Origin of the sequence: Acinetobacter johnsonii (genome assembly GCF_048551975.1) — a bacterium.
GTDB lineage: Bacteria > Pseudomonadota > Gammaproteobacteria > Pseudomonadales > Moraxellaceae > Acinetobacter > Acinetobacter johnsonii_A.
Window position 1 is genome coordinate 40,507 of sequence record NZ_JBIMCF010000006.1, and the last position, 22,580, is coordinate 63,086.

Sequence of the window (22,580 nt, forward strand, 5' to 3'; positions counted from 1 at the left end):
TAATCAATAGATTTCAGTTCTTTTGTGACAATTCATTAGAGCAAATCCATAACGATTAAATAAATTTAGAGTTTTCTATGCTTGCCAAAACACAATTTAAAAAGTCGACTCTTTCATTGAGTATGAATTCTTTCATACCGTGGCATCATAACAATAAATATTTGTGTCTGAGTATCTTTTTAACGCTTTTGTCACAAGCCACTTTGGCTGAAACGCCCGTTGCGATTGAACCAAGTAATGCACAAGTCGAGCCACAAACTTCTACGCAACTCACTGAAGACATAAAAAAAGAAGCGATTCGTCAAGGTATGGGCAGTGCGGACGAATTAAAAAAAGTTGAAAATTCTGTGGTTCAGCCTACGGTTCCAGACAGTATGCAAATGTTGCAAGAGCAGCAGACGGCTTTAAAAAATTTACCTGAATTTGCACCGATTGAGTTTGAAGACCTTGAGGACTTGCCAACTGTGCAAGTTGATCAAGGCATGGCCAATGATATTTATCAGATGGCTGAGCAAGCGAAAGCAGAAGCTCAAGCTTACCGAAGTGGTAAAACGACCGAGTTGGTGCTGAGCAATGTAACTCAGCAGGAAATGGCTGAAATCAATCAAGCTCCGGTCAATGTTGATCAACTGATGCAAAGTATTCAAGCAGACAGTAAAATTTCAGTAGAAGCAAACACGGAAGGAAATACTTTAGATTTTGGCATGAGTGCTGAAGAGCAAATTGCCAAAGAACCTAATTTCTTTAAACGCATGCTTTATAAAATTCGACCACCAAGAGAATTGGATACTGCAAAAGTTCCGCGGATCAGTGCGGATGTCGAAATCATCAATGCGAAATATGAAGGCGAGATATCCAATAAAGCGTATCAGGCTGCTTTGGTCAATCTAAAAGAAAATATCAAAGGCAAGGTTTCTAGCTTTACCGAAGAGTCTTTTGAAGACTTTCCTTCTGCACTGCCACAGTTGCGTTCACTTTCCAACCAAGCCGCTCAAGCCGTCGGGTTTTATAATGCTGAGTTTAAGTTTGAAAAAACCAGCAGTAACCGTGTGCGCATTCAAGTGGTACCGAATACACCTATACGGATTGAAGAACAAAATATCGAATTTAGTGGTGCAGGTCAGTACTTACCGCAGTTCCAAGTGATTAAAGTCTTACCGGAGCAAGACATCGGTGATGTATTGCACCACGGCTTATACGAGTCGACCAAAGCACGAATTAATGAAGCGGCCAGCAATAACGGTTTTTTTGATAGTTACTGGCGTTTACATGATGTGAAAGTTGAGCAGCCACAAAATACGGCAGACATTAACTTACGTTATGAAACAGGTCAACGTTATAAACTCGGCGGTGTTGAGTTTGTGATGAGTGATCCAAGCAAACCACTGCCTATTGATTTAGATGTTTTACAAAGTTTAGTGACTTGGGAGCCTGGCGCGGACTATACCTTTTGGCGTGTTAATGGTTTGGCCAATAATTTGACCAACTCACGTTACTTCAACTACAGCTTGGTAGATGCAGTTCGTCCTGATCCGGTTGAAGGAATCCGTGAGTTACCGCCTGATTTACAGCAGTTGGTCGATGAACAACAACTTTCTCGTCAGGATGTTTTGGTTCAAGAGAAAAAGGAGGTTGCTTCGAGTCGTGAAGTGACACAGTCTGTGGTCAGTGAAGCACAGTTTGCCGGTGTCAATGATGCCGAGCAAAATCAAGCACAAGCAGCACTTCGCACCGCACAAGAAACCAAACAAAGTGAAGAAGAGCGTTTAAAACTTGAAGCTCGGGAAACAAAAGTAATTCCTGTTAAAGTTACTTTAAATGCAGACCAGTTAAATAGTGTAGAAGTCGGGGCAGGTTATGGTAGTGACTCAGGTGCTCGTTTACGTACACAGTATCGCCGTGCGATTGTGAACCAGCGTGGGCACTCTTTTGATGCCAACTTAGAACTTTCAGAAATTCGTCAATCTATCGATGGTCGTTATAATATTCCTTATAAACATCCACTAAATGATTATATCAGTCTCGTGGGCGGGTATGAGCGTGAAGAACGAGATGACATCGGACAAGGCGTAAACTTACTCACTGAGTCTGCTGTTGCTGGGGCTGACCGTGTTATTAAAAACCCTATGGGAAATTGGCAACATACTTATGGTGTACGTTACCGTTTAGATCGATTGACGCAAAAGGGTTCAGCGAAAGTAGATGATTTGCCTGATGCATTTATTGCAAATAATGATCCTGAGCAAGAGTCGCTTTTATTGGGTTATGAAATTTCTAGAATCGATAGCGATAAACGTGTAAACCCAAGTAAGGGAATTAAACAAACTTATAAAATTGAACTTGGAAGCGAAAGCCTACTTTCAGAGGCAGATATGGCCATCGTAAATGCGGGTTGGCGCTTTATCTATTCATTGGGTGAAAATGACAACCACCAGTTTGTTGGACGTGGTGATCTCGGTTATATCTTTACTGAAGACTTTAATAAAGTTCCTTATAACTTACGTTATTTCACGGGTGGAGACCAAGGCATTCGTGGTTTTGACTACAAGAGTTTGTCACCTGTGGTCGATGGTTTTAAAGTGGGTGGTCAAGCCTTAGCTGTCGGCTCCATGGAATACAATTACCAATTTAAAGAAGGCTGGCGTGCGGCAGTATTCAGCGACTTTGGTAATGCTTATGATACAGATTTTAGCAATGATACCGAATACAGTGTCGGTCTTGGTGTGCGCTGGGCATCACCGATAGGCCCGATTCGGATTGATGTAGCTTCAGGTATTTCTGATGATAGTCATCCGATACGTTTGCATTTCTTTATTGGCTCATTATTATAATATTTAACACTTTTTTGGGAAGACTATGGCTGAAGTAGAACAGCAGCAAGAACCAACACCACCTGCGCCGCTTATCAAACAGCGACGTATTTTTAGAAGTGTCATTTTGACACTGTTGTTGACGCTCATTTTGTTGGTGATATCGCTTGCAGTCATGTTTTCTACCGACAAAGGCAGTAAGTTTTTACTCGACCAAGTTTTACAACGTCAGCAGATTATCCAATATGAGTATGAAGGCGGTAACTTGTGGAAAGGTATTATCCTTAAAAATGTGGTGGTTACCTTAAAGCCTGTCGATGTCAAAATTGACCGTGCTGACGTGATTTTGGGTTGGCGTGCCATCTTAGATAAGGAGATTCATCTACGTGAAGCTGATGTACGCAATTTGCGCATCATTACCAAAGGTGAACCGAGTGATGAACCCTTTAAGTTCAGCGAAATTAAATTACCCTTTGTTTTACGTTTAGATACAGCAGATATTGATCATTTAAATATCCGGACTGCATCCGATGCCCAAGTAGATTTTTATGATGTGCATTTAAATAATGCCCTCTGGTCGGGGACGGAACTTGAGTTTGAAGACTCTCGCATGGACATGGGCTATTTAGCAGTTCGTAATGCAACTGGGAAAATGAAATTCTCAGGGAAATATCCACTTGAGGCGACTGCTATTGCCAACCTACCGTCACTGCGTGATAGTTTAAATGTGCATGATATTGCTGTACACGCAACAGGGACATTGGATACTATTCAAGCGGGTTTTGCAACGCGGACACCTGACCTGTTGACGGGTTGGGCTATTTTGCACCCTGTACGTAAGCATGTACCGATGCAAGGTCAGCTTAAATTTAATCATTACAACTTACCGCTCCTGACCGATTACAAACTCTATGCTGAAAAAGGCGTTGCTAAATTTTCAGGTGATATCGAACGTTTAAATATCGACTTAAATACAGATCTGAGTGGTAAAGATATTCCAAAAGGTCAATATACAGCTTTGATGCATACCGACTTGGCTCATCAACTTGACATTGATAACCTAAATGCTCAGTTGATGAAAGGTTCGGTCAATCTGGGTGGTGTGGTAAGTTGGAAGGATCATGTCACTTGGGACATACAAGGTCGTTTAGATAAAATCAATCCTAAAGATGATGTACTGCCACAAGTAGTTTCTGACTTTCTACCACCAAGTTTGGATGCAAAAATTGCATCCAAAGGTACGCTTGAAAAGGGTTTACACTTAACCGCAGATCTAGACTTTGATCGTTATGAAACATGGCATCTCGCACTAGACCAAAACCCAGAGAAAAATAACAAAGTCCAGCCAATGTTGATGGATGTCTCTTGGAAAAATATTGATCGTGCCGTGCCTTATATCGGCTGGTTAAGTAGTGCTTCAGGGGATGTAAAACTGGCGTTGGTTGAAGGTCAGCAAGATATTCATGTTGCTACTGTTGTGAGTCAACACGAAAAAGCGACGTTACCTGCGGGTAATTACCTCGCGCAGTTAAATTTTAAAAATAATAATTTAAATGTGCCGAGTTTTAGTTATGTAGCAGGTAAGGGAAGCTTAAGTGGCAATGCGGTGGTTGAGCTGCCAGATGAGAAACGTCAACTGAAGTGGAAAGCCGCTTTAAACGCGAAAGATTTTAATCCGCAAATGGTTGCAGAAGCTTCACCGGTTAATCTATTGAACGGAAAGCTACAAGCAAGTGGCTATGCCAAACCGAATCAGCAAATCATTCAGCTACAGGGCATTGATCTGACTGGAAAAATGGTGGGCAATAATGAAACGGTTCACTTAACGGGTAAGTCAACAGCGGCACTCCTGTTTAATGATGAAAAAGCTGGTGGTGCTTTCAAAGGCTATGCAGTGAACTATGATGGCGCTTTAAAAGCCAGCCAGTTTGAAGCGAGTCAGGGTGCGTTAAACCTAAAACTTTCAGGAACGCCTGAGTTTATTAAAGTAACTGAGTTGAAACACAATGGTGTGGCAGGTCAAATTAATGCCAGTGGTTTGGTGCATTTTATTCACGGTATCACTTGGGATGTGAATGCAGCATTCATTCGTTTTAAACCACAATATTTTGCATCTAGTGTTAAAGGCGAATTGTCTGGTGTAGTGAAAACCAAAGGCACATGGTCGGATGCTTTAAAACGCATTAACATTGAGAGCTTAAACCTCGCAGGCATGCTCAATAATAAACCACTGCGTGGTACAGGTAATTTAGCTTTGGTGCTCAAATCCAGTGAAAAGGGCTTTTTACCGCAACAGTTTGAAGCGAATAATCTACTGTTGGCTTATGCCAAAAACCAAGTGCAAGCGACGGGTAATGCGCAAAATTTAAGACTGAATATTAATGCGCCTGCACTGTATGAAATTTATTCGGGCTTACGTGGTCGTGCCTACGGCTATTTAAATATCCAATCTCAACCACGTTTAAGGGCTACGACAAACTTAGCAGTGGATAATTTTGGCTTTAAAGATCTGATTGATATGCGTAAATTACGCATTGTCGGGCAATTACCGACATCGGAAACAACACCGTCATTATTGACTGCAAAAATGGAAAGTTTAAGAAGTGGTAATCGTGAAATTCAACAAGGTGAAATTTCACTGGCAGGTATTCGCAAAGCCCATTTATTAAAAGTTTCTGCACAAAACGAAAAGTCGAAATTTTATGTGCAATTGGCAGGTGGTTTTAATGCGCAAAATGATTGGTTAGGCCAGATCCAAAAAGGTGATTTTGACTCTTTGCGCGCACGTTTGGTACAGCGCCAAAGTGCAGCCGTGGTCTATAACAGTGCCAAAGCAGATTTGCTGATTGGTGCGCATTGTTGGATGAGTCAACAAAGTCAGTTGTGTTTTGATCAACCGATTCGTGTCAGTAAAACACGTGGCAATATTTCATTCTTGACTCAAAACCTTGACTTAAACGACTTTGCTGCCTTTATGCCTGAAGGATTAGCAATTACAGGTAAGTTAAATGGACATGCTAAAGCGGTTTGGGCACAAGGATCTAAACCAAAAATTGATGCGCGCTTAGTCACCCGTGATGGTGTGATTGGTCTAGCTGCCGATGACCCACAAGATATGGGTTCAACCTTAAAATACGAACAAGTGGCTTTGGTTGCCAAAAGCATCGCAGAAGGATTACAAATCCGTTTGGATGTCAAAACACCTGAAATTGGTATGGGCTATGCCAATGTGGTTATTGATCCGTATCGGGACAGCATGCCTATGCGCGGTGAAATAGCATTTGATCAGGTGCAACTCAAAGTCTTTAAACCATTCATTGCTGATGTACGTTCGATGGGCGGAACAATTTCGTATGCAGGTAAGATTAATGGAACGCTAAAAGCACCGTTACTTACAGGCGATGTCCGTCTGAAAGACGGTTCAATTAGTATGATCTCACTGCCAGTCAATTTGACCAATATTCAGCTGTATTCCGCTATACGCCAAGACCAAGCCACCATTAATGGTGCTTTTAACAGTGGTCGTGGTGTAGGCACACTTACAGGGATGGTAGATTGGAAAAATGATCCACGCATTCAGCTTCAGTTGAATGGAGAAAATTTACTGATTCGCCAAGCACCATTAATTACCGCGCTAGTTACACCAAAAATCACACTGGATGTTTTACCGTTGAGTAAGAAGTTGACCTTAAACGGTGAAATTCAAGTTCCTCGTGCGTTGATTTCGATGCCTGAAGCATCTGTACCTGTGGTGAATGTATCATCTGATGTACGCGTGGTCAGAGAAGGTCAAAACCAATTGGCGATTTTAAATAGCGCAAAACCTTGGGACATTCGTGCTGATCTGATGGTTGGACTAGGTAATCAAGTTGTGTTCCAAGGGTTTAATAGCCGTATTCCATTGTTAGGACGTTTATATCTATCGCAGCGCGGTGCTGAAACCGCAATGCGTGCCAATGGTGCAATTGGGGTAAGTCAGAAAGTTAAAATTGAAGCCTATGGGCAGAGTTTGGACTTAAACCGTGCCATTGCGCGTTTTAACGGTGTGTTGAGCAACCCAACACTGGATGTCGATGCAAATAAAAATGTACAAGGCAGCACGGTGGGTTTCCGTGTGACGGGTACGGCAACATCACCAACTATTCAAGTCTATAACGATGCAGGTCTTTCTGAGCAAGAAGCTTTGAATGCGTTAATTACAGGCCGCATTAATGAAGGTACAACTGGTTTAAGTCAAACGGAAGGCTTTAAGTCAGATGTTAATAACACCATTGCTGCCGCAGGGATTAGTTTAGGTTTAGGCGGCACACGCGCCTTCACTAACCAAATTGGACGTACTTTTGGTTTAAGCGGTTTAGCATTGGATGCGCAAGGTACAGGGGATGACACACAAGTCAGCTTGACTGGTTATATTACACCTGACTTATATATTCGTTATGGCGTGGGTGTCTTTACACCAGTCAATAAACTGACTCTACGCTATCAAATGAACAAACGTATGTACTTAGAAGCGAGTCAGTCATTAGAGCGTGCTATCGACGTCTTCTATAACTGGAAGTTCTAAAGCCACTCTTCAGCTGAATAAAGCCTACATCATCTAGGCTTTATTTTTAGCTGCTCACTTAAGTTTAATAAGACATTAGATAAAACTTTATTTGATAGATGAAGAAAACCTATGAATTACAGACACTAGATACTTAAAATCAATTAAACCATAATGAAAGTAGGTGTATAGTAAATGGACTTGCTAAATTTAGAGTGATGATCCCTATGCCGATCAAATTTGTAGTACGCTTTGCAGCGATTTTATTTTCAGTTTTAATTTTAGTGGCGCTTGCTATTCAGTTTTTCTTTGATCCGCACTATACCGTGGTCTTTTGGATCTTTGCTATGCCGTTCATTTTAGGTACTCCAATTCTAGCATCTGTAGTTTTAGCGAAAAATGAAGAGCTTGATATTCACTCAGTCAATTAAAAATGACCTGAAAATATAGCCTTTCAGCATACAAAAGTCCGTCAAATGATGGGCTTTTTATGCAATCTTAAATTTTGCAAAACTCGCACAATTTTTTTCAAACATATTTGCTATGTTGATCTTTTATTTAAAGAAATATTTTTTATGAAAAAAATCGTAATGCTTGGATTAATGGTTGCAGCTATTTCGGGTTGTAGTACTGCGCAAAAAAATGAAACTGAAAAGCAAACTTTAGGTATGGCTAATCCTGCCAGTACATACTGTGTTGAACAGGGTGGTAAATTAGAGATTCGAAAAGAGCCCAATGGTGAAGTAGGCTATTGCCATTTGCCGAATGGTCAAATCATTGATGAATGGACGCTTTTACGTGCTAGTCAAAGCAAATGTGTTACCGAGCAAGCAACAGCTTTGATTGGTCAGTCAAATTTAACTGAAGCACAGATTAAGCAAAAAACCAGTGCGAAGATGGTACGCTTAGTACAACCAGGGCAGCCTGTGACTATGGATTATCGCGAAGACCGCGTGACAGTAACAGTTGATCCGAAAACCAATAAAGTCGTTCAAGCAAGCTGCGGTTAATTTTTCTAAGTATAAAAGCCCAAATTTGGGCTTTTATACTATTTAACGTGGGTAATGGTTCTTCATTTGAAAAAGTTTGATTATGATAGGGCGAATAGGAGAGTTGTAATGAAAAAGTTATTCGCTTTGGCTGCTGTGATTGCACTGGTGGGTTGTGCTGAAAAAAAACCGTTAACACCAGAAGAGCAATGGCATGGCTATTGTAAAAGTATTGGTAATGCAGCACGTTCAATTATGTTAGATCGTCAAAATGCCATTGAAAAAGATAAAGCGATTGAGCATGCCAATAAAGTTGAAGATGAAATGACTAAGTCATTTGCATTAGAAATTATTGAAGATGTTTATGCTTTACCTGAGGCTGAAATTAAATCTGATATTGAAGGTGCACGTGAAAAAATTCGTGTGAAATATACTGAAAAATGTATCGCAACACCGCATACTGAAATGCCAGATTACAAACCGTTCTAAGGAACGGTTTTTTTATTTTTGGATGGAACTTTTTGTGACAAAACTCTAAATCATATATATAGCAAAGCATATAAAAATAAAGAATAATGAACATAAAATAAAAAACGAGAGGAGCAGAAAATGGAAGTTGTTGGCTATTTAAATCACGCAGATTTACTCTTGGAAGATGAAAATGGTGTGGCCGTAATTGGCGGTGGTCATTATGTCCTTAGCTTGGGTGACCATGTATACTTGAAACACGCGCTTGACCACGAATCTTCATGTATTTCAGTGCAAATTTCTTTTGCAAGCTCCGCACATCAAAATTTGCATGAGGATGAAATTCAAATGAAATTTGAAGGCTGTCGTGAAAGTTTCAAACAATATATCCAAGCGACAACAGTACACTAAGGTTGAATATTTATATTGAGTAAAAAGAGGCAACATAGGTTGCCTTTTTTGTTTTTAAATGGCAGTTCAAAGTTAATGTGAAATAATTCCAAATGATCTGACTATATTGCTGTTTTTATGTGCAATTGATATGAACATCATTTAGTTAGAAAATAATGGGCATCACGAAGAAACACTTGTAGCGCATTAACTTTTAACTGGAATTTTAGTAAAATTAAGCAGTCCATATTATTTACGTAGCTTTATTTAAAGCAGGAATACGTAAATAATTTTTTAAAAAAGAGGAATAACACTGTGCTAGAAGCTTACCGCCAACACGTTGCAGAACGTGCCGCACTCGGAGTCCCACCGAAGCCACTTGACGATGCTCAAACAGCTGCATTAGTTGAATTATTAAAAAACCCACCAGCTGGCGAAGAAGCATTTTTAGTTGATTTACTAGAAAACCGTGTTCCAGCGGGTGTTGACCAAGCTGCATATGTTAAAGCTGCATTCTTAGCTGCTTTGGCTAAAGGCGAGGCGACTTCACCATTAGTTTCTAAAGAACGTGCGGTTTACTTACTAGGCACTATGCTTGGTGGTTATAACGTTGCTCCTTTAGTTGCTCTTCTTGATGACGCTGAATTAGGTGAACTTGCTGCTGAAGCGCTGAAGAAAACGCTTCTAGTATTTGACGCGTTCCATGACGTTGCAGACAAAGCAAAAGCGGGTAACGCGAATGCACAAGCGGTTATGCAGTCTTGGGCTGACGCTGAATGGTTCACCAGCCGCAAAGACGTTCCGACTGAAATTAAACTGACAGTTTTCAAAGTTACTGGTGAAACCAACACTGATGACTTGTCTCCAGCTCAAGACGCTTGGAGCCGTCCAGACATCCCATTACACGCAAATGCAATGTTGAAAAACGTGCGTGACGGTATCAACCCAGAAGTTCCTGGTGAAGTTGGTCCGTTAAACCAAATTAAAGAACTTGTTGCTAAAGGTAACCAAGTTGCTTACGTCGGTGACGTTGTAGGTACAGGCTCTTCTCGTAAATCTGCAACTAACTCTGTACTTTGGTTCTTCGGTGACGAAATTGCTCATATCCCGAACAAAAAAGAAGGCGGTTACTGCTTAGGTTCTAAAATTGCTCCGATTTTCTTCAACACTATGGAAGACGCTGGTGCGTTACCAGTTGAAATTGACGTAGCAAACATGAACATGGGTGATGAAATCACTCTTAAAATCGACAAGGCTACTGCTAAAGTAACTGCGTTCAAAGACGGCGCTCAAATCGCTGAAGCTGACCTTAAAACTCCAGTACTTCTAGACGAAGTTCGTGCGGGTGGTCGTATTAACCTGATCATTGGTCGTGGTTTGACAACTAAAGCACGTGAAGAGCTTGGTCTTGAGCCATCAACTCTGTTCCGTACTCCAGTACAACCTGCTGACACTGGCAAAGGCTTCACCCTTGCTCAGAAGATGGTTGGTCGCGCTTGTGGTCTTCCTGAAGGTCAGGGTATCCGTCCAGGTACTTACTGTGAACCACGTATGACCACTGTTGGTTCTCAAGATACAACTGGTCCTATGACTCGTGACGAACTGAAAGACTTGGCTTGCCTAGGCTTCTCTGCTGACTTGGTAATGCAATCTTTCTGTCACACAGCTGCGTATCCAAAACCAGTTGACGTTCAAATGCAACACACGCTTCCTGATTTCATCATGAACCGTGGTGGTGTTTCTCTACGTCCAGGTGACGGTATTATCCACTCTTGGTTAAACCGTATGCTTCTTCCAGATACTGTTGGTACTGGTGGTGACTCACATACTCGTTTCCCAATCGGTATTTCATTCCCAGCGGGTTCTGGTCTTGTAGCATTCGCTGCAGCAACTGGTGTTATGCCACTTGATATGCCAGAGTCTGTTCTTGTGAAGTTCAAAGGTAAAATGCAGCCTGGTATCACTCTACGTGACCTAGTACATGCAATTCCTTACGTAGCGATCCAAGAAGGTGACCTGACTGTAGAGAAGAAAGGTAAGAAAAACATCTTCTCTGGCCGTATCCTTGAGATCGACCTGACAGAAATGGAAACTGACCTGACTGTTGAGCAAGCATTCGAACTTTCTGACGCTTCTGCTGAACGTTCTGCTGCTGGTTGTGCGATCACTCTTTCTGAAGAGAAAGTTGCTGAATACCTACGTTCTAATATCACTATGCTGAAGTGGATGATTTCACAAGGCTATGGCGATGCTCGTACTATGGCGCGCCGTGTTGAGAACATGGAAAAATGGTTGGCTAACCCATCACTTCTTAAAGCTGATGCTGATGCTGAATACACTAAAGTGTATGAAATCGACCTCTCTACAATCACAGAACCAGTTCTTTGCTGCCCGAACGACCCAGATGATGCGAAACTTCTTTCTGACGTTCAAGGCGTAAAAATTGATGAAGTATTCATCGGTTCTTGTATGACTAACATCGGTCACTTCCGTGCAGCTGGTAAACTTCTAGACAAAGTACCTGGTGGTTCTTTATCTACTCGTCTATGGTTGGCTCCTCCAACTCGTATGGACGAACACCAATTGATGGAAGAAGGTTTCTACAATACTTATGGTAAAGCGGGCGCTCGTACAGAAATGCCAGGCTGTTCATTATGTATGGGTAACCAAGCACGTGTAGCTCCGAACACTACTTGTGTATCGACTTCTACTCGTAACTTCCCGAACCGTCTAGGTCAAGGTGCGAACGTTTACCTGGCATCTGCTGAGCTTGCTTCTGTTGCTGCTGTATTGGGTAAATTACCTTCTCCAGAAGAATACCAACAGTACGCTGCTCAAATCGACAGTATGTCTGCTGACATCTACCAATACTTGAACTTCGACAAGATGAGCGAGTATACAGATGCTGCTAAAGACATCGATACTAAGAAAATTGCTGCTGCTCAATTGGCTTAATTTGTTGAAAAATAAATTAAATTGAGTTAGAAATAAGGGCTGAGTAATCAGCCCTTATTTTTTATGCAAAATTATTACGAAAATAAATTTGAATTTCTTGTAGCAGAGTTTGGTTTTGAAGTAGCAAAAGAAAAAATTGTCCAAAACCTCTTATATAAAAGTTCACAACCCAAGCTTGGTACATTTAAAAATAAATTTGATATGTTTTGGCAATCAAGTTTTATTAAATTTTTGACAGTTGATGATGCACAAAGTGAAAATTATATTCTCGCACTAAGCCAATATGTTCGCTTTAATTTGGTTGATAAAAGTATTTGTCTAAATTATTTAAAACTTGATGTTCAAAGCTTTATTTTAGCGGTGCGTTATTCTGGCATAATCCTTAATGCGGAACATCATTCCTGGTCTGTACTAAATGAAATTAAACAAGAAGTTAATATGGAAAAACTGTCTATATTTTTTCAGACTGAAGAGTATTTACAATCACAATATAAGCATCGATTAGACATTTATGAAGATATTAAGAATAGGCTGAATATTGGTCAAATTACGGCTATGGCTTTTGGCAGTTTATATGCATATGAATATTTGATTCCAAATCAGGATTACTTTAATTATTTGCCTTATCAGTTTGATGAAAATGAAAATAATTCAGCAGAAACAGTTTGGAAAGCTTTTGATGAAATAGTTAAATTTTCTAAAAAAAATACTAAAAAACTGACGGATCAATCAATAGGATTAGCACTGAAAAATAAATTAATGCCTTTCTTAATCGGGGAAGGAATGACTCCGTTTCTTCAAGAGCAGTATGAATTGTATAAAAAGCTTGTGGCTATCAAAATTGAGATTATAAATTATAAAAGAAATGTACTAGAGTCGTTTAGTTTTAATAAGCAGGTAAATTACGAGCTGAAAAATTCAGAATTGATTTATACTAATACAAAAGATAAAAAAGATAATTGGTCAGAGAAAAATTCATTACTCATAAGTTATTGGTTGGGTATTGGTACTAAAAAACTGTTAAATTCCGATGTTATATATAGCATTATAAATACTGGTCATAACTTAGAAGCTAATGCAGTTGCTTTATCTAAGGCTTTTGCTGTTAAAGAACAATTAGAACAAGTTTATGGGATTTTAGACTTCATTATTAATCAACAAAAATTAGATGCTTATGAAATCATGATTACTATGACTTTATCACAAGCTCATTATTTAAAAGATCATATAGAAAAATTTATAGGTTTTTTACCTCATGCTGAAAGTAATTTGCATGCTTTAACAGAACTAACTATGCATGGTTTTGTAATAGGTGAAAATAGAATGCCTTTCACATTTGCAAGGCAAGAAGATAAGATTAAAAGAATGTCATCATGGGTAAAAGGCAGTTCAAATACTGTCAAAAAAAATAAAATGGAACAAATTTTGAATTTTTGGACTTGTGATTTGTATAGTGAAGATCATCATTCAACATTTCAACAAAAGCCATTTTACAAAATCGATAATTTCATTTTTCAATTTCCATGGCTAACTGCATTTCAAAATGTAAATACGATGATGATTAATTATGTGCGTAAGCTGCATAAAAATCGTTTAGAACTTAAAAGTGAAACAGATAATATTGAATTAAATTTAGCTGAAAAAGTTTAAGAATGCTGGGTTTAATGTATTTTGCCAATATCAACCTGCAGATAGAGAAGTTGGTGAAATTGATCTTATTGCTATATGTGAAAATCATGTTATCGTCGTAGAGGTTAAATCGACTTATATTAAAAGTAGTATTCAAGAAATTTATGAATATCGAAATTTCACTCTGAATAAGGCTGCTTATCAACTTTCCAAAAAAGTTGAATTTGTGAAAAATGGTTTTTTAAATCAATTTTTTGAAAATTTAGATGATGTAAAAATTCACTCTTGGATTATAGATACAATCTTAGAGTTTGATCATCACTATTTTGATAATCATTTAAAAATATCAATGGATGAAATAATTATATCTTTAAATGGAAAAGTTGATTTTATGGATTCGATTGTAAATAGTTCATTCGATGAAGAAAGTGATGTGAAAAATATTGACCCTCTTAATTTTATAAAAAATATTGAGAAAGATGAATTTTGGAAACATCAAATAGGTAATTATGATAATTTTATGAATCGTATGATGAGTAAATTGAATGCCTAAACAATCTCGCTTCCTCTGTATCGGTGGTTTCCTAAACGGAACTCAAGTTAAAGATCAAGGCGATAGCTTTATTTGTGTGGAAAATGGAAAACAAGTGACCTACCGAAAAATAGAGATTTTCCATCAAGACTCGTGGGATCATGACTATTATGTTTGTGAAACTACGACAGACCAACAAGCACGAAATTGGGTGTATGACATTGAGTAAGTCATCAATGGATTTATGAGTTAAAAATAGACCAAAATATACTTGGTCTATTTTTTGTTCTGATATTTATAATTATAAAAAAATTAGAGCATTATAAATAGCGATTGTTTGTTCTTTGCTCAGTCTACTGTGAAGAGGAACGTATATCGGCAATACAAATATCTTAAATCTAAATTAAAGATGTATTTGCTAATGATAATTAGTATCACTTGCGTTATTTTTTGTTTATAATTTTTCGAAATGGATTGATATGTAATGACTCAAACCACTGAGATGTTCGAAAAGGATTTTATAAATCTTAGAACTTGTGATACTACAAACGTGCTTGTTTTACTTAAGCATAGTAGGCATGCGTGCACTTTAAAATTATCAATTCATTGTCTTATTTTTTCTCATTAGCTGTGAATGTCCCGATATGTTTAAACGTCCTCTGTCTACACAAAAGCCACTCTATTTGGCGATGCAAATTATTTTCCTATCTTCAACTGCCATGCTGTCTATAACACATGCAAACACCGTGGAAGAGGAGGAGGCGAATGCAAGGTCTCAGCCAAATGCACACTTGGCGACCATTACCCTTACAGCCCAAGATAAAACAGCAGTCACCGAAAATACAGGCAGCTATACGACGAGCAGCACAAATACCGCAACCAAGTTAAATTTATCACTGTGTGAAACGCCACAAACAGTCAAAGTCTATACCCGTGAATATTTGGACGATCGTAATATCGATTCTTTCCAAGATTTACTCAATAACATTACTGGTGTTTCTACAGTTCGTACCGATGAGCGTCAACGTGCTTATGCGCGTGGTTTCGAACTTGATTACTACTTGGTGGATGGTTTACCAAGTACCTTAACTTTGGGTGCAGGTGATCCAGATCTCAGTATTTATGACCGTGTCGAAGTGGTAAAAGGCGCGAATGGATTAATGACAGGCGCAGGTAACCCAGCGATGGGCTTAAATATGATTCGCAAACGTGCTAATGCTAAAGAGTTCACAGGCAAGGTGGATGCGTCTGTTGGCTCATGGGATAGTTATTCGAGTTCGGCGGATTTATCTGCACCGCTCAATAGTGATGGTTCGTTACGTGGTCGTGTATTTGTCAAGCACTCTGATGAACATTCGTACATGGATTTCTATTCTAAAGAACGTAATGTAGCTTATGGTGCAATCGACTATGACTTAAGTGATAAAACTGCATTATCATTTGGGGCGACCTATCAAGAATTAAATCGGGATGGTGTACGTTGGGGTGGGTTACCAGCATTTTACACCGATGGCACACGTACCAATTTTGATCGTTCTCTCACGGTGAGTTCGGATTGGACTTATTGGGATGTGACTTATACTGCATTCTTCGCAAGTTTGAAGCAAAACCTATTTAAGAATGTCGATTTAAATGTAGCTTACTCTTACCGTCGTGATGATACTGATAGCTTTATTTTCTATACTTCAGGACAAGTTGATAAAGCAACCAATACCATCGGTATTGAAAATGCATCAGTTTATAAAGATCATAAACAAAATGATGAAAACAATGTTGATGTGTATATTTCTGCACCTTTTACCGTTGCAGGAAGGAATCAGGAAATTGTCATTGGTGGTTCGTGGAATAAAGCCGAGCTGAAAAAGAACACCTATGGTCAAACCTTTGTTGCAAATAATCCTGCGCTAACTAAACAGAATAATATTGATTTATTGGGACAGGATGTTATTGATTTTAATAACATGAATACCCATTTGGTTGGTTCCTTGGAAATGGATAAGACCAATCCGCTGAATGAAACCACGCAAACTTCGGGTTATATATCAGGGAAATTCCATATTCTAGACCCATTAAAAGCAGTTGCTGGTTTACGCGTATCGAGCTGGGAATATGAGTCTGAAACGGGTGCAGGTAACCGTAAGTTTGAAAATGAGTTGACGCCATATGCCGGTATTATTTTCGACTTTGCTAAAGACTACTCATGGTATGCAAGTTATACCAGTATTTTTAAACCGCAAAGCAGAAGAGAGAAATCAGGCGATTATTTAGACCCGATTGAAGGTAAAAGCTACGAGACTGGTTTCAAAGGTGAGCTATTTGAGGGTCGTTTGAATGCTGGATTGGCAATATTCCGTATCGAACAAGATAATGCGGCAGAACAGTTACTTAATGAAAAAGGTGAAAATGTTAAAGTTGATGGAACCTCTGAAAACGCTTACTACGGTACAGATGGTGTCGTGAGTAAAGGGGTTGAGTTGAATGTTGATGGTGAAATCAATGAAAACTGGGGGCTCAGCTTTGGTGTTGCCAATTTTGATGCTAAGGATGCCAAAGGTGATGATTATAATCCTACAAACTCACGTACCACGGCTGATGTTTTTGTAAAATATAAAAATGATTCGTGGTATGCAGGTGCAGGTTTAAACTACTACAGTAAAATTTATATCGGTACAGGTGCTGCACGAATTGATCGGGGTGATTTGTATCTTGCAAATGCGATGCTAGGTTATAAATTTGATGAAAATATGATTATGCAAGCAAATGTAAATAATATCTTCGACAAGAAGTATTATGAAGGCATTGGTCCAAATGCTATGGCTTGGGGTGATCCATTAAATGCAACTTTAAGCTTTAATTATAAATTCTAATTTTAAAGTTAAGCTGCTATAAAAATAAAAAGGCCCAATTGGGTCTTTTTATTTTTAAGATGATTAATTCTTAAAATACTGAGCTCAGTTTTAAAACATCATGTAATCTAAAGCATAGAAATTGTACATTGAGAAACTTTAGCCTGTTCATCACTGACTTATCTGTTTTAGAATTAATGCAATAAGCATCATTGGATACCTCATGAACTATCAATTCGATGCATTTATGACCATTGTTGCAGCAGTTGCTGTGCCATTGGTCGGTTATGTATGTGTGAATAAAGTCAGTATTTTTAAAAAAATATAACATTCCCTAACCTGTTGCAGGTGGATTGGTTGCAGTTGTTATTACTTATATTTTGTTTAAAAGTTCAAACATAACCGTCAACTTTGATACCAATATTCAGCAAATTTTTATGCTGATGTTTTTACCTCTGTGGGTTTAAGTGGAAGCTTTGTTAAGCTCAAAGAAGGTGGGAAGTCGCTGCTTGTTTTTTTGGTTTGCGTCATTGTATTTGTCTTGCTGCAAAATGTGGTTGGTATTAGCCTTGCCACAGTTTTAGGTCTAGACCCGCTGATTGGTTTAATTACTGGTTCAGTCACACTCACAGGTGGTCATGGGACAGCAGGAGCGTGGGGCACGATATTTGAAAATGAACACGGTGTGCAGGGTGCGATTGTACTGGGCATGGCAAGTGCAACATTTGGTTTGATCATTGGCGGGGTAATAGGTGGACCTATCGCTAAATTTCTGATACGTCGCTACCAGTTAGATGAAGAAATTCCAGCAGCAACAGGGCGTAATGAAGCGCCACCTTCAGCACAAACGGCTCCATTTGAATTTCCTGAAAAAACACGTCTAATTACGGCAGATGATGCGGTCAAAACCATGGGGATGTTTGCCATTTGCATCAGCTTTGCATACTTCATGACAGCGGCGGCTAAAGGGCAGTGGTTTGAGCTACCAAGTTTTGTTTGGGCGCTAATGTGTGGTGTGGTTTTACGTAATATTTTAGAGCATGGGTTGAGAGTTCAGGTTTTTGACCGCTGCATCGATGTATTTGGCAATGCTTCACTGGCACTGTTTTTAGCCATGGCGTTAATGTCCTTACAGCTTTGGTTGTTGGCAGACTTGGCTGGTCGACTGGTGATTATCCTGATTGTACAAACACTGTTCTTAGCACTTTATTTGTACTTTGTGACCTTTTGTGTGATGGGTAAGAACTACGATGCTGCGGTACTTTGTGCAGGCCAATGGGGTTCAACTTAGGTGCGACACCTACAGCAATTGCCAATATTCAAGCGGTAACCAATACCTATGGACCATCCCATAAAGCCTTTTTGATTATCCCGCTGACAGGTGCATTCTTTGTCGATATTGTGAATGATTTTGTGATTCAACTTTTAATTGGTATTTTAAGTTAAAATTTTTAGAAATGATATCGTTAATAAAAAATCACCTTTGGGTGCTTTTTTATTGGCTGCCATTTTGTATTTGAATAATTTGAACTATCTGAAATATCAGTATTCTAAAACTTATAGGCATTAAAAAGCCCCATGGTTAGGGGCTAGTCGTATGCACATCTAAGGCACATACTGTAAGAGGCTCATCTCATACTGAGAGTATTAAACCACATTTACACAATAGTTGCAGCAATCACTCAATCATAATGAGGTCGGATTTATTTTCGAGTTTCAAAGGACGTAAGGCAAAAATGGAGCGTGTATGACGCACACCTTTCATTGAGTATAAATTTTTACGCAAAAAGCGCTCATAGTGTTCTGCATTTTTTACTGCGACTTTAAGTAAGTAGTCGTAGTCGCCAGTTACTAAATGTGCTTCAACCACTTCAGGCATGTAAGCCAGTGCTTCACTAAATTGCTCTAAGATTTCATCATCATGGCGTTCAAGCGTAATTTCAATAAAAAACAGCTCATTAATTCCAATGGCTTTTGAATTAATCTTTGCTGTATAGCCTTCAATGATATTGAGATTTTCTAGGCGTTTTACACGTGTCCAGCAAGGAGAAGAGGACAGCCCAACTTTCTCAGCCAACTGGGTAACGGTGAGGCGGCCATCTTGGCGAAGTTCAGACAAAATACGGCGGTCAATTTTATCTAAAACGTAGTGAGCGTCATTCATAACGTATTCCTGCGTATAATTCTCTTTATAAACTATTTTATGTGAAAATATTTCTCAATAAATACTCAAAATAAGCAAATAAAAGAGAAACACTCTGTATCGGTCATGACTACAATAAAGTGATTCAATCAAAGTCATTTGGGAAATTGGCTTTGATTTGCAAACAGCGCCCTTAAAGGGAAGGGTGCCTTTTAACGGCGCTGTTTGCTGACTTATTTATTGTACTTTTTGTGTTTTTGGTCTTTGTTTAAACCAGTAAGTTAGAGTTAGGCAGCCAATCCAAAGTGGAATCAGCATCACTGCAATTCGCATATCAGGTGTAAGCCACATCACCACTAAAATACCAAGCATAAATACAATACAGATATAGTTGCTGATGGGGTAAATCAAAGTTGGAAACAAGGTTGATTTTTGCAATGCCAGCATACGTTGCTTGAATTTTAAATGGGTCAACGCCAACATCATCCAGTTAATCACAATGGCTGAAACCACAAGACTCATTAGCAGTTTAAAGGCTTTTTCTGGAAAGATATAATTCAAGACGACACACAGTAAGGTCACCAATGCAGAGCATAAAATGGCTGCATAAGGGATGCCGCGTTGGTTAATCTTCCTTAAAAACTGTGGGGCATTACCTTGTTCTGCCAGACCTAGCAGCATACGACTCGTGCCATAGCTGGTACCGTTATACACCGATATGGCTGCGGTTAAGACCACAAAATTCAGCACAGTTGCAACGCCTTGACTACCTAAGGAGTCAAAAATCAAAACAAAAGGACTACCGCCTTCTGCGATTTGATTCCATGGAAACAATGAGAGCAGAACGATGATCGTAAGCACGTAAAACAGCAACACACGATAGACAATTTGATTGACTGCTTTAGGAATAGTTGTAGTCGGATTTTTGGTTTCCGCAGCAGCAATACCAACGAGTTCAATCCCGCCAAAGGAAAACATAATGATGGCCATCGCCATGATTAAGCCAGAAATCCCATTGGGAAAGAAACCGCCTAGAGCCCAGAGGTTGGAAATAGAGGCATGTGCACCACCGTGACCACTTGCCAGTAACCAAGCGCCATATCCAATCATGCCAATGATTGCGAGAATTTTAATCATGGAGAATAAAAATTCTGTTTCACCAAACACTTTGACATGCAGCAGGTTGATGGCATTGATCAGTACAAAGAAACCAAGTGCTGAAATCCATGTGGGAATTTCAGGCCACCAATACTGGACATAAAGCCCGATGGCACTGAGTTCCGCCATGCAGACTAAAACATTGAGTACCCAATAGTTCCAACCAGACATAAAGCCCGCAAAAGGACTCCAAAACTTATAGGCAAAATAACTAAAAGAACCACTCACGGGTTCTTCAACCACCATTTCACCCAACTGGCGCATCATGAAAAATGCAATTAAGCCCGCCAATGCGTAGCCTAAAATAACTGAAGGACCAGCCAGTTTTATGGTTTGAGAAATGCCTAAAAATAGGCCTGTACCAATAGAGCCACCTAAAGCAATCAGCTGAATATGACGGTTGTTCAGCCCATGCTTAAGCTGGGGTTGCTGTTGTGCAGACATGATTCATCCATCTCTAGCACATGCGATAGACATCACATGAACTATGACTTAATAAAAATTCGTGGTGGAAATATAATATTTATTTATCGATTAATAAAATTAAATTTATCAATAGCATTGGTTTTTATCTGAAAGCTGCAACTTTGCGGTGAAAATAAAGCCAGTCAAGCAAGTGTTGCTTGAACTGGCGATAGGCTTGCTTGATATGTGACGTCTTAAGATGAAAGCTGTGCTGCAATCTCAGGCCATAAGTTTTGATGGGAACGCTTAAACATCGCCATATGACCAATGGTTTTGTGGCCATAAGCCTGTGGTTTGAGTTCAATTTGATCTGTTTGTGCATTTGGGTAAAGGCTGAGTAAGCTTTTGACATTCACTTGCGTGGCAATTTCATCATCCGAGGCCCAAATGGCTGTGATTGGACAGCGAATATCACGGTGGAAGTCATCTTGTACTGTTTTGCCTAAGGCATTAATTACATAACCTGGTCTGCTGCAAAACTGTGCCCAATCACGCGCCACGTCTTTGGGTAGGTTTTCGCCCATGCCAATGGCATTGGTCGGTCCGTAACCTAAGGTATAACGTGCAATAGGAAAGATCATTTTAAACATCACAGGAGCCAAGAGTTTGGTACGACCTTTCAAATCTTTTACGTGTCCGGTTGAGCCTGCAACAGCAACGACTTTTGCGACTTTTTCATAGTTTGGGTTAATACCTAATAGTTGCCCGCCTGCACTATGACCGAGCAAGATCACTTGTGTTGCTTGGGTCTTATTCAATAGCACTTCCATCGCTGCTGGGATATCTAATTGCCCCCATTGCACGATGCTGGCTTTCGACTTTTTAAGTGGTTCATGCAGAGACTCACCAATGCCGCGAAAATCAAAAACCAAAACGGCATAGCCTTGATCGGCAAGCCATGATGCAAAATGATGATAAAACTGTTGGGTAATACCTGTTGCAGGGCAGATTAAAACAGGTAGGGCTTGTTGTGTGCCTTGGGCTGCATAAAAGCGTCCACTGAGTGAATAATGGTCAGAGCAGGTGATGGTTAAAGTTTCGTAATTTTGCATAATCGGTTTAAGCATTTTAATTTGCTTCTACTCTACCTAAGTTCCAAAAAGAAACTTGTCTAATCTATGACTTTGAAGTCAAGTAGATCTGTATAGAATAGGGAGAAAATAAAAAAGGAAAATACATGCAGTTTGTTGAATTAGATATGTCGGTAAAATTTGCCCTTTTATTTAGTGGGATTTTTCTATTTGTTGGGATGCTGACAGGGGTATGGAAATATGCACAAATACGCCATTCACCACAGTTTCACGCGCACTATTATGTTGATATCGCACACCGCAGCAGTTTGCTATATGCACCTGCAAGTTTAATTATTGCGGTAATGGCCGCAATTTCAGTCTGGCCTGAACCTGTGAATATGCTGTTTGTGGGAATTAATTTATTCTTTTTTAGCTTTTCGATACTGAGCTATATTGTGCATGGGGTGTTGCAAGACACCAATAACCAATTTCGTAGTCCGCATGTTGTAGGAAAATGGAATTTATCCAAATCAATCATGCTAATGGCAATGATGGCATTGGTTGTGGGTGAAATTGTGGCGACGTTAGGCTTGTTGTGGGGAATGTTTCTAGGTTTATTTTAAGTTGTTCTTATAGTTT

The 22,580-nt window shown here is 39.4% G+C and carries 15 protein-coding genes and 1 pseudogene; 13 read left to right on the top strand and 3 right to left on the bottom strand.

The annotated features are described in order from the left end of the window. Positions 1-77 precede the first annotated feature (77 nt). The 12 genes and pseudogenes from ACG9ZB_RS07000 to gltS all read left to right on the top strand — a co-directional run bounded on the left by ACG9ZB_RS07000 (position 78) and on the right by gltS (position 18,608). The gene (locus tag ACG9ZB_RS07000) at positions 78-2,831 is read left to right on the top strand and encodes an autotransporter assembly complex protein TamA (RefSeq protein WP_419325097.1); all 2,754 of its coding nucleotides are present in this window, start codon (positions 78-80) and stop codon (positions 2,829-2,831) included. 25 nt (positions 2,832-2,856) lie between these two features. After that, positions 2,857-7,374: a translocation/assembly module TamB domain-containing protein gene (locus tag ACG9ZB_RS07005; RefSeq protein WP_419325099.1), complete on the top strand. Its 4,518-nt coding sequence runs from the start codon at positions 2,857-2,859 to the stop codon at positions 7,372-7,374. 206 nt (positions 7,375-7,580) lie between these two features. Beyond that, on the top strand, positions 7,581-7,784 hold the full coding sequence (locus tag ACG9ZB_RS07010) for a hypothetical protein (RefSeq protein WP_148825839.1): 204 nt from the start codon (positions 7,581-7,583) through the stop codon (positions 7,782-7,784). 144 nt (positions 7,785-7,928) lie between these two features. Beyond that, on the top strand, positions 7,929-8,363 hold the full coding sequence (locus tag ACG9ZB_RS07015; protein ID WP_419325101.1) for an I78 family peptidase inhibitor: 435 nt from the start codon (positions 7,929-7,931) through the stop codon (positions 8,361-8,363). 108 nt (positions 8,364-8,471) lie between these two features. Then, positions 8,472-8,831: a hypothetical protein gene (locus ACG9ZB_RS07020; protein WP_419325103.1), complete on the top strand. Its 360-nt coding sequence runs from the start codon at positions 8,472-8,474 to the stop codon at positions 8,829-8,831. Between the two features lie 120 nt (positions 8,832-8,951). After that, the gene (locus ACG9ZB_RS07025) at positions 8,952-9,221 is read left to right on the top strand and encodes a hypothetical protein (RefSeq protein ID WP_419325105.1); all 270 of its coding nucleotides are present in this window, start codon (positions 8,952-8,954) and stop codon (positions 9,219-9,221) included. Positions 9,222-9,515: 294 nt separating this feature from the next. Further along, positions 9,516-12,155 carry a bifunctional aconitate hydratase 2/2-methylisocitrate dehydratase gene (locus ACG9ZB_RS07030; protein WP_058869839.1) on the top strand — a complete coding sequence of 880 codons (2,640 nt, stop codon included), beginning with the start codon at positions 9,516-9,518 and terminating at the stop codon, positions 12,153-12,155. A gap of 63 nt (positions 12,156-12,218) precedes the next feature. Next, positions 12,219-13,805, top strand: a complete 1,587-nt coding sequence (locus ACG9ZB_RS07035) for a hypothetical protein (protein WP_419325107.1) — start codon at positions 12,219-12,221, stop codon at positions 13,803-13,805. Continuing rightward, a complete protein-coding gene (locus ACG9ZB_RS07040) occupies positions 13,792-14,337 on the top strand; it encodes an NERD domain-containing protein (protein WP_419325205.1) in 546 nt (181 codons plus the stop codon). The genes ACG9ZB_RS07035 and ACG9ZB_RS07040 overlap by 14 nt, the downstream gene beginning before the upstream one ends. Further along, entirely contained in the window at positions 14,330-14,545 is a 216-nt protein-coding gene (locus ACG9ZB_RS07045) for a hypothetical protein (RefSeq protein WP_234304817.1), read from the top strand. Before ACG9ZB_RS07040 ends, ACG9ZB_RS07045 begins: the two co-directional genes overlap by 8 nt. A 415-nt stretch (positions 14,546-14,960) precedes the next feature. Then, positions 14,961-17,183, top strand: coding sequence for a TonB-dependent siderophore receptor (locus ACG9ZB_RS07050; protein WP_419325110.1), 2,223 nt, complete (start codon positions 14,961-14,963; stop codon positions 17,181-17,183). A 202-nt stretch (positions 17,184-17,385) separates the two neighbouring features. Beyond that, positions 17,386-18,608: pseudogene (gene gltS / locus ACG9ZB_RS07055) on the top strand (sodium/glutamate symporter). Between the two features lie 232 nt (positions 18,609-18,840). Here gltS and ACG9ZB_RS07060 read toward each other — a convergent pair. From ACG9ZB_RS07060 to ACG9ZB_RS07070, 3 genes are all read right to left on the bottom strand, one after another. Next, on the bottom strand, positions 18,841-19,326 hold the full coding sequence (locus ACG9ZB_RS07060; RefSeq protein WP_004696532.1) for an Lrp/AsnC family transcriptional regulator: 486 nt from the start codon (positions 19,324-19,326) through the stop codon (positions 18,841-18,843). Positions 19,327-19,542: 216 nt separating this feature from the next. After that, positions 19,543-20,907 (bottom strand): amino acid permease, encoded by a 1,365-nt coding sequence (locus ACG9ZB_RS07065; RefSeq protein WP_419325112.1) that lies wholly within the window; start codon positions 20,905-20,907, stop codon positions 19,543-19,545. A 215-nt stretch (positions 20,908-21,122) separates the two neighbouring features. Continuing rightward, the gene (locus ACG9ZB_RS07070; RefSeq protein ID WP_419325206.1) at positions 21,123-21,980 is read right to left on the bottom strand and encodes an alpha/beta fold hydrolase; all 858 of its coding nucleotides are present in this window, start codon (positions 21,978-21,980) and stop codon (positions 21,123-21,125) included. A 125-nt stretch (positions 21,981-22,105) separates the two neighbouring features. Between ACG9ZB_RS07070 and ACG9ZB_RS07075 the strand changes: the two genes are divergently transcribed. After that, on the top strand, positions 22,106-22,564 hold the full coding sequence (locus ACG9ZB_RS07075) for a hypothetical protein (protein WP_419325114.1): 459 nt from the start codon (positions 22,106-22,108) through the stop codon (positions 22,562-22,564). The last annotated feature ends 16 nt before the right edge of the window (positions 22,565-22,580 follow it).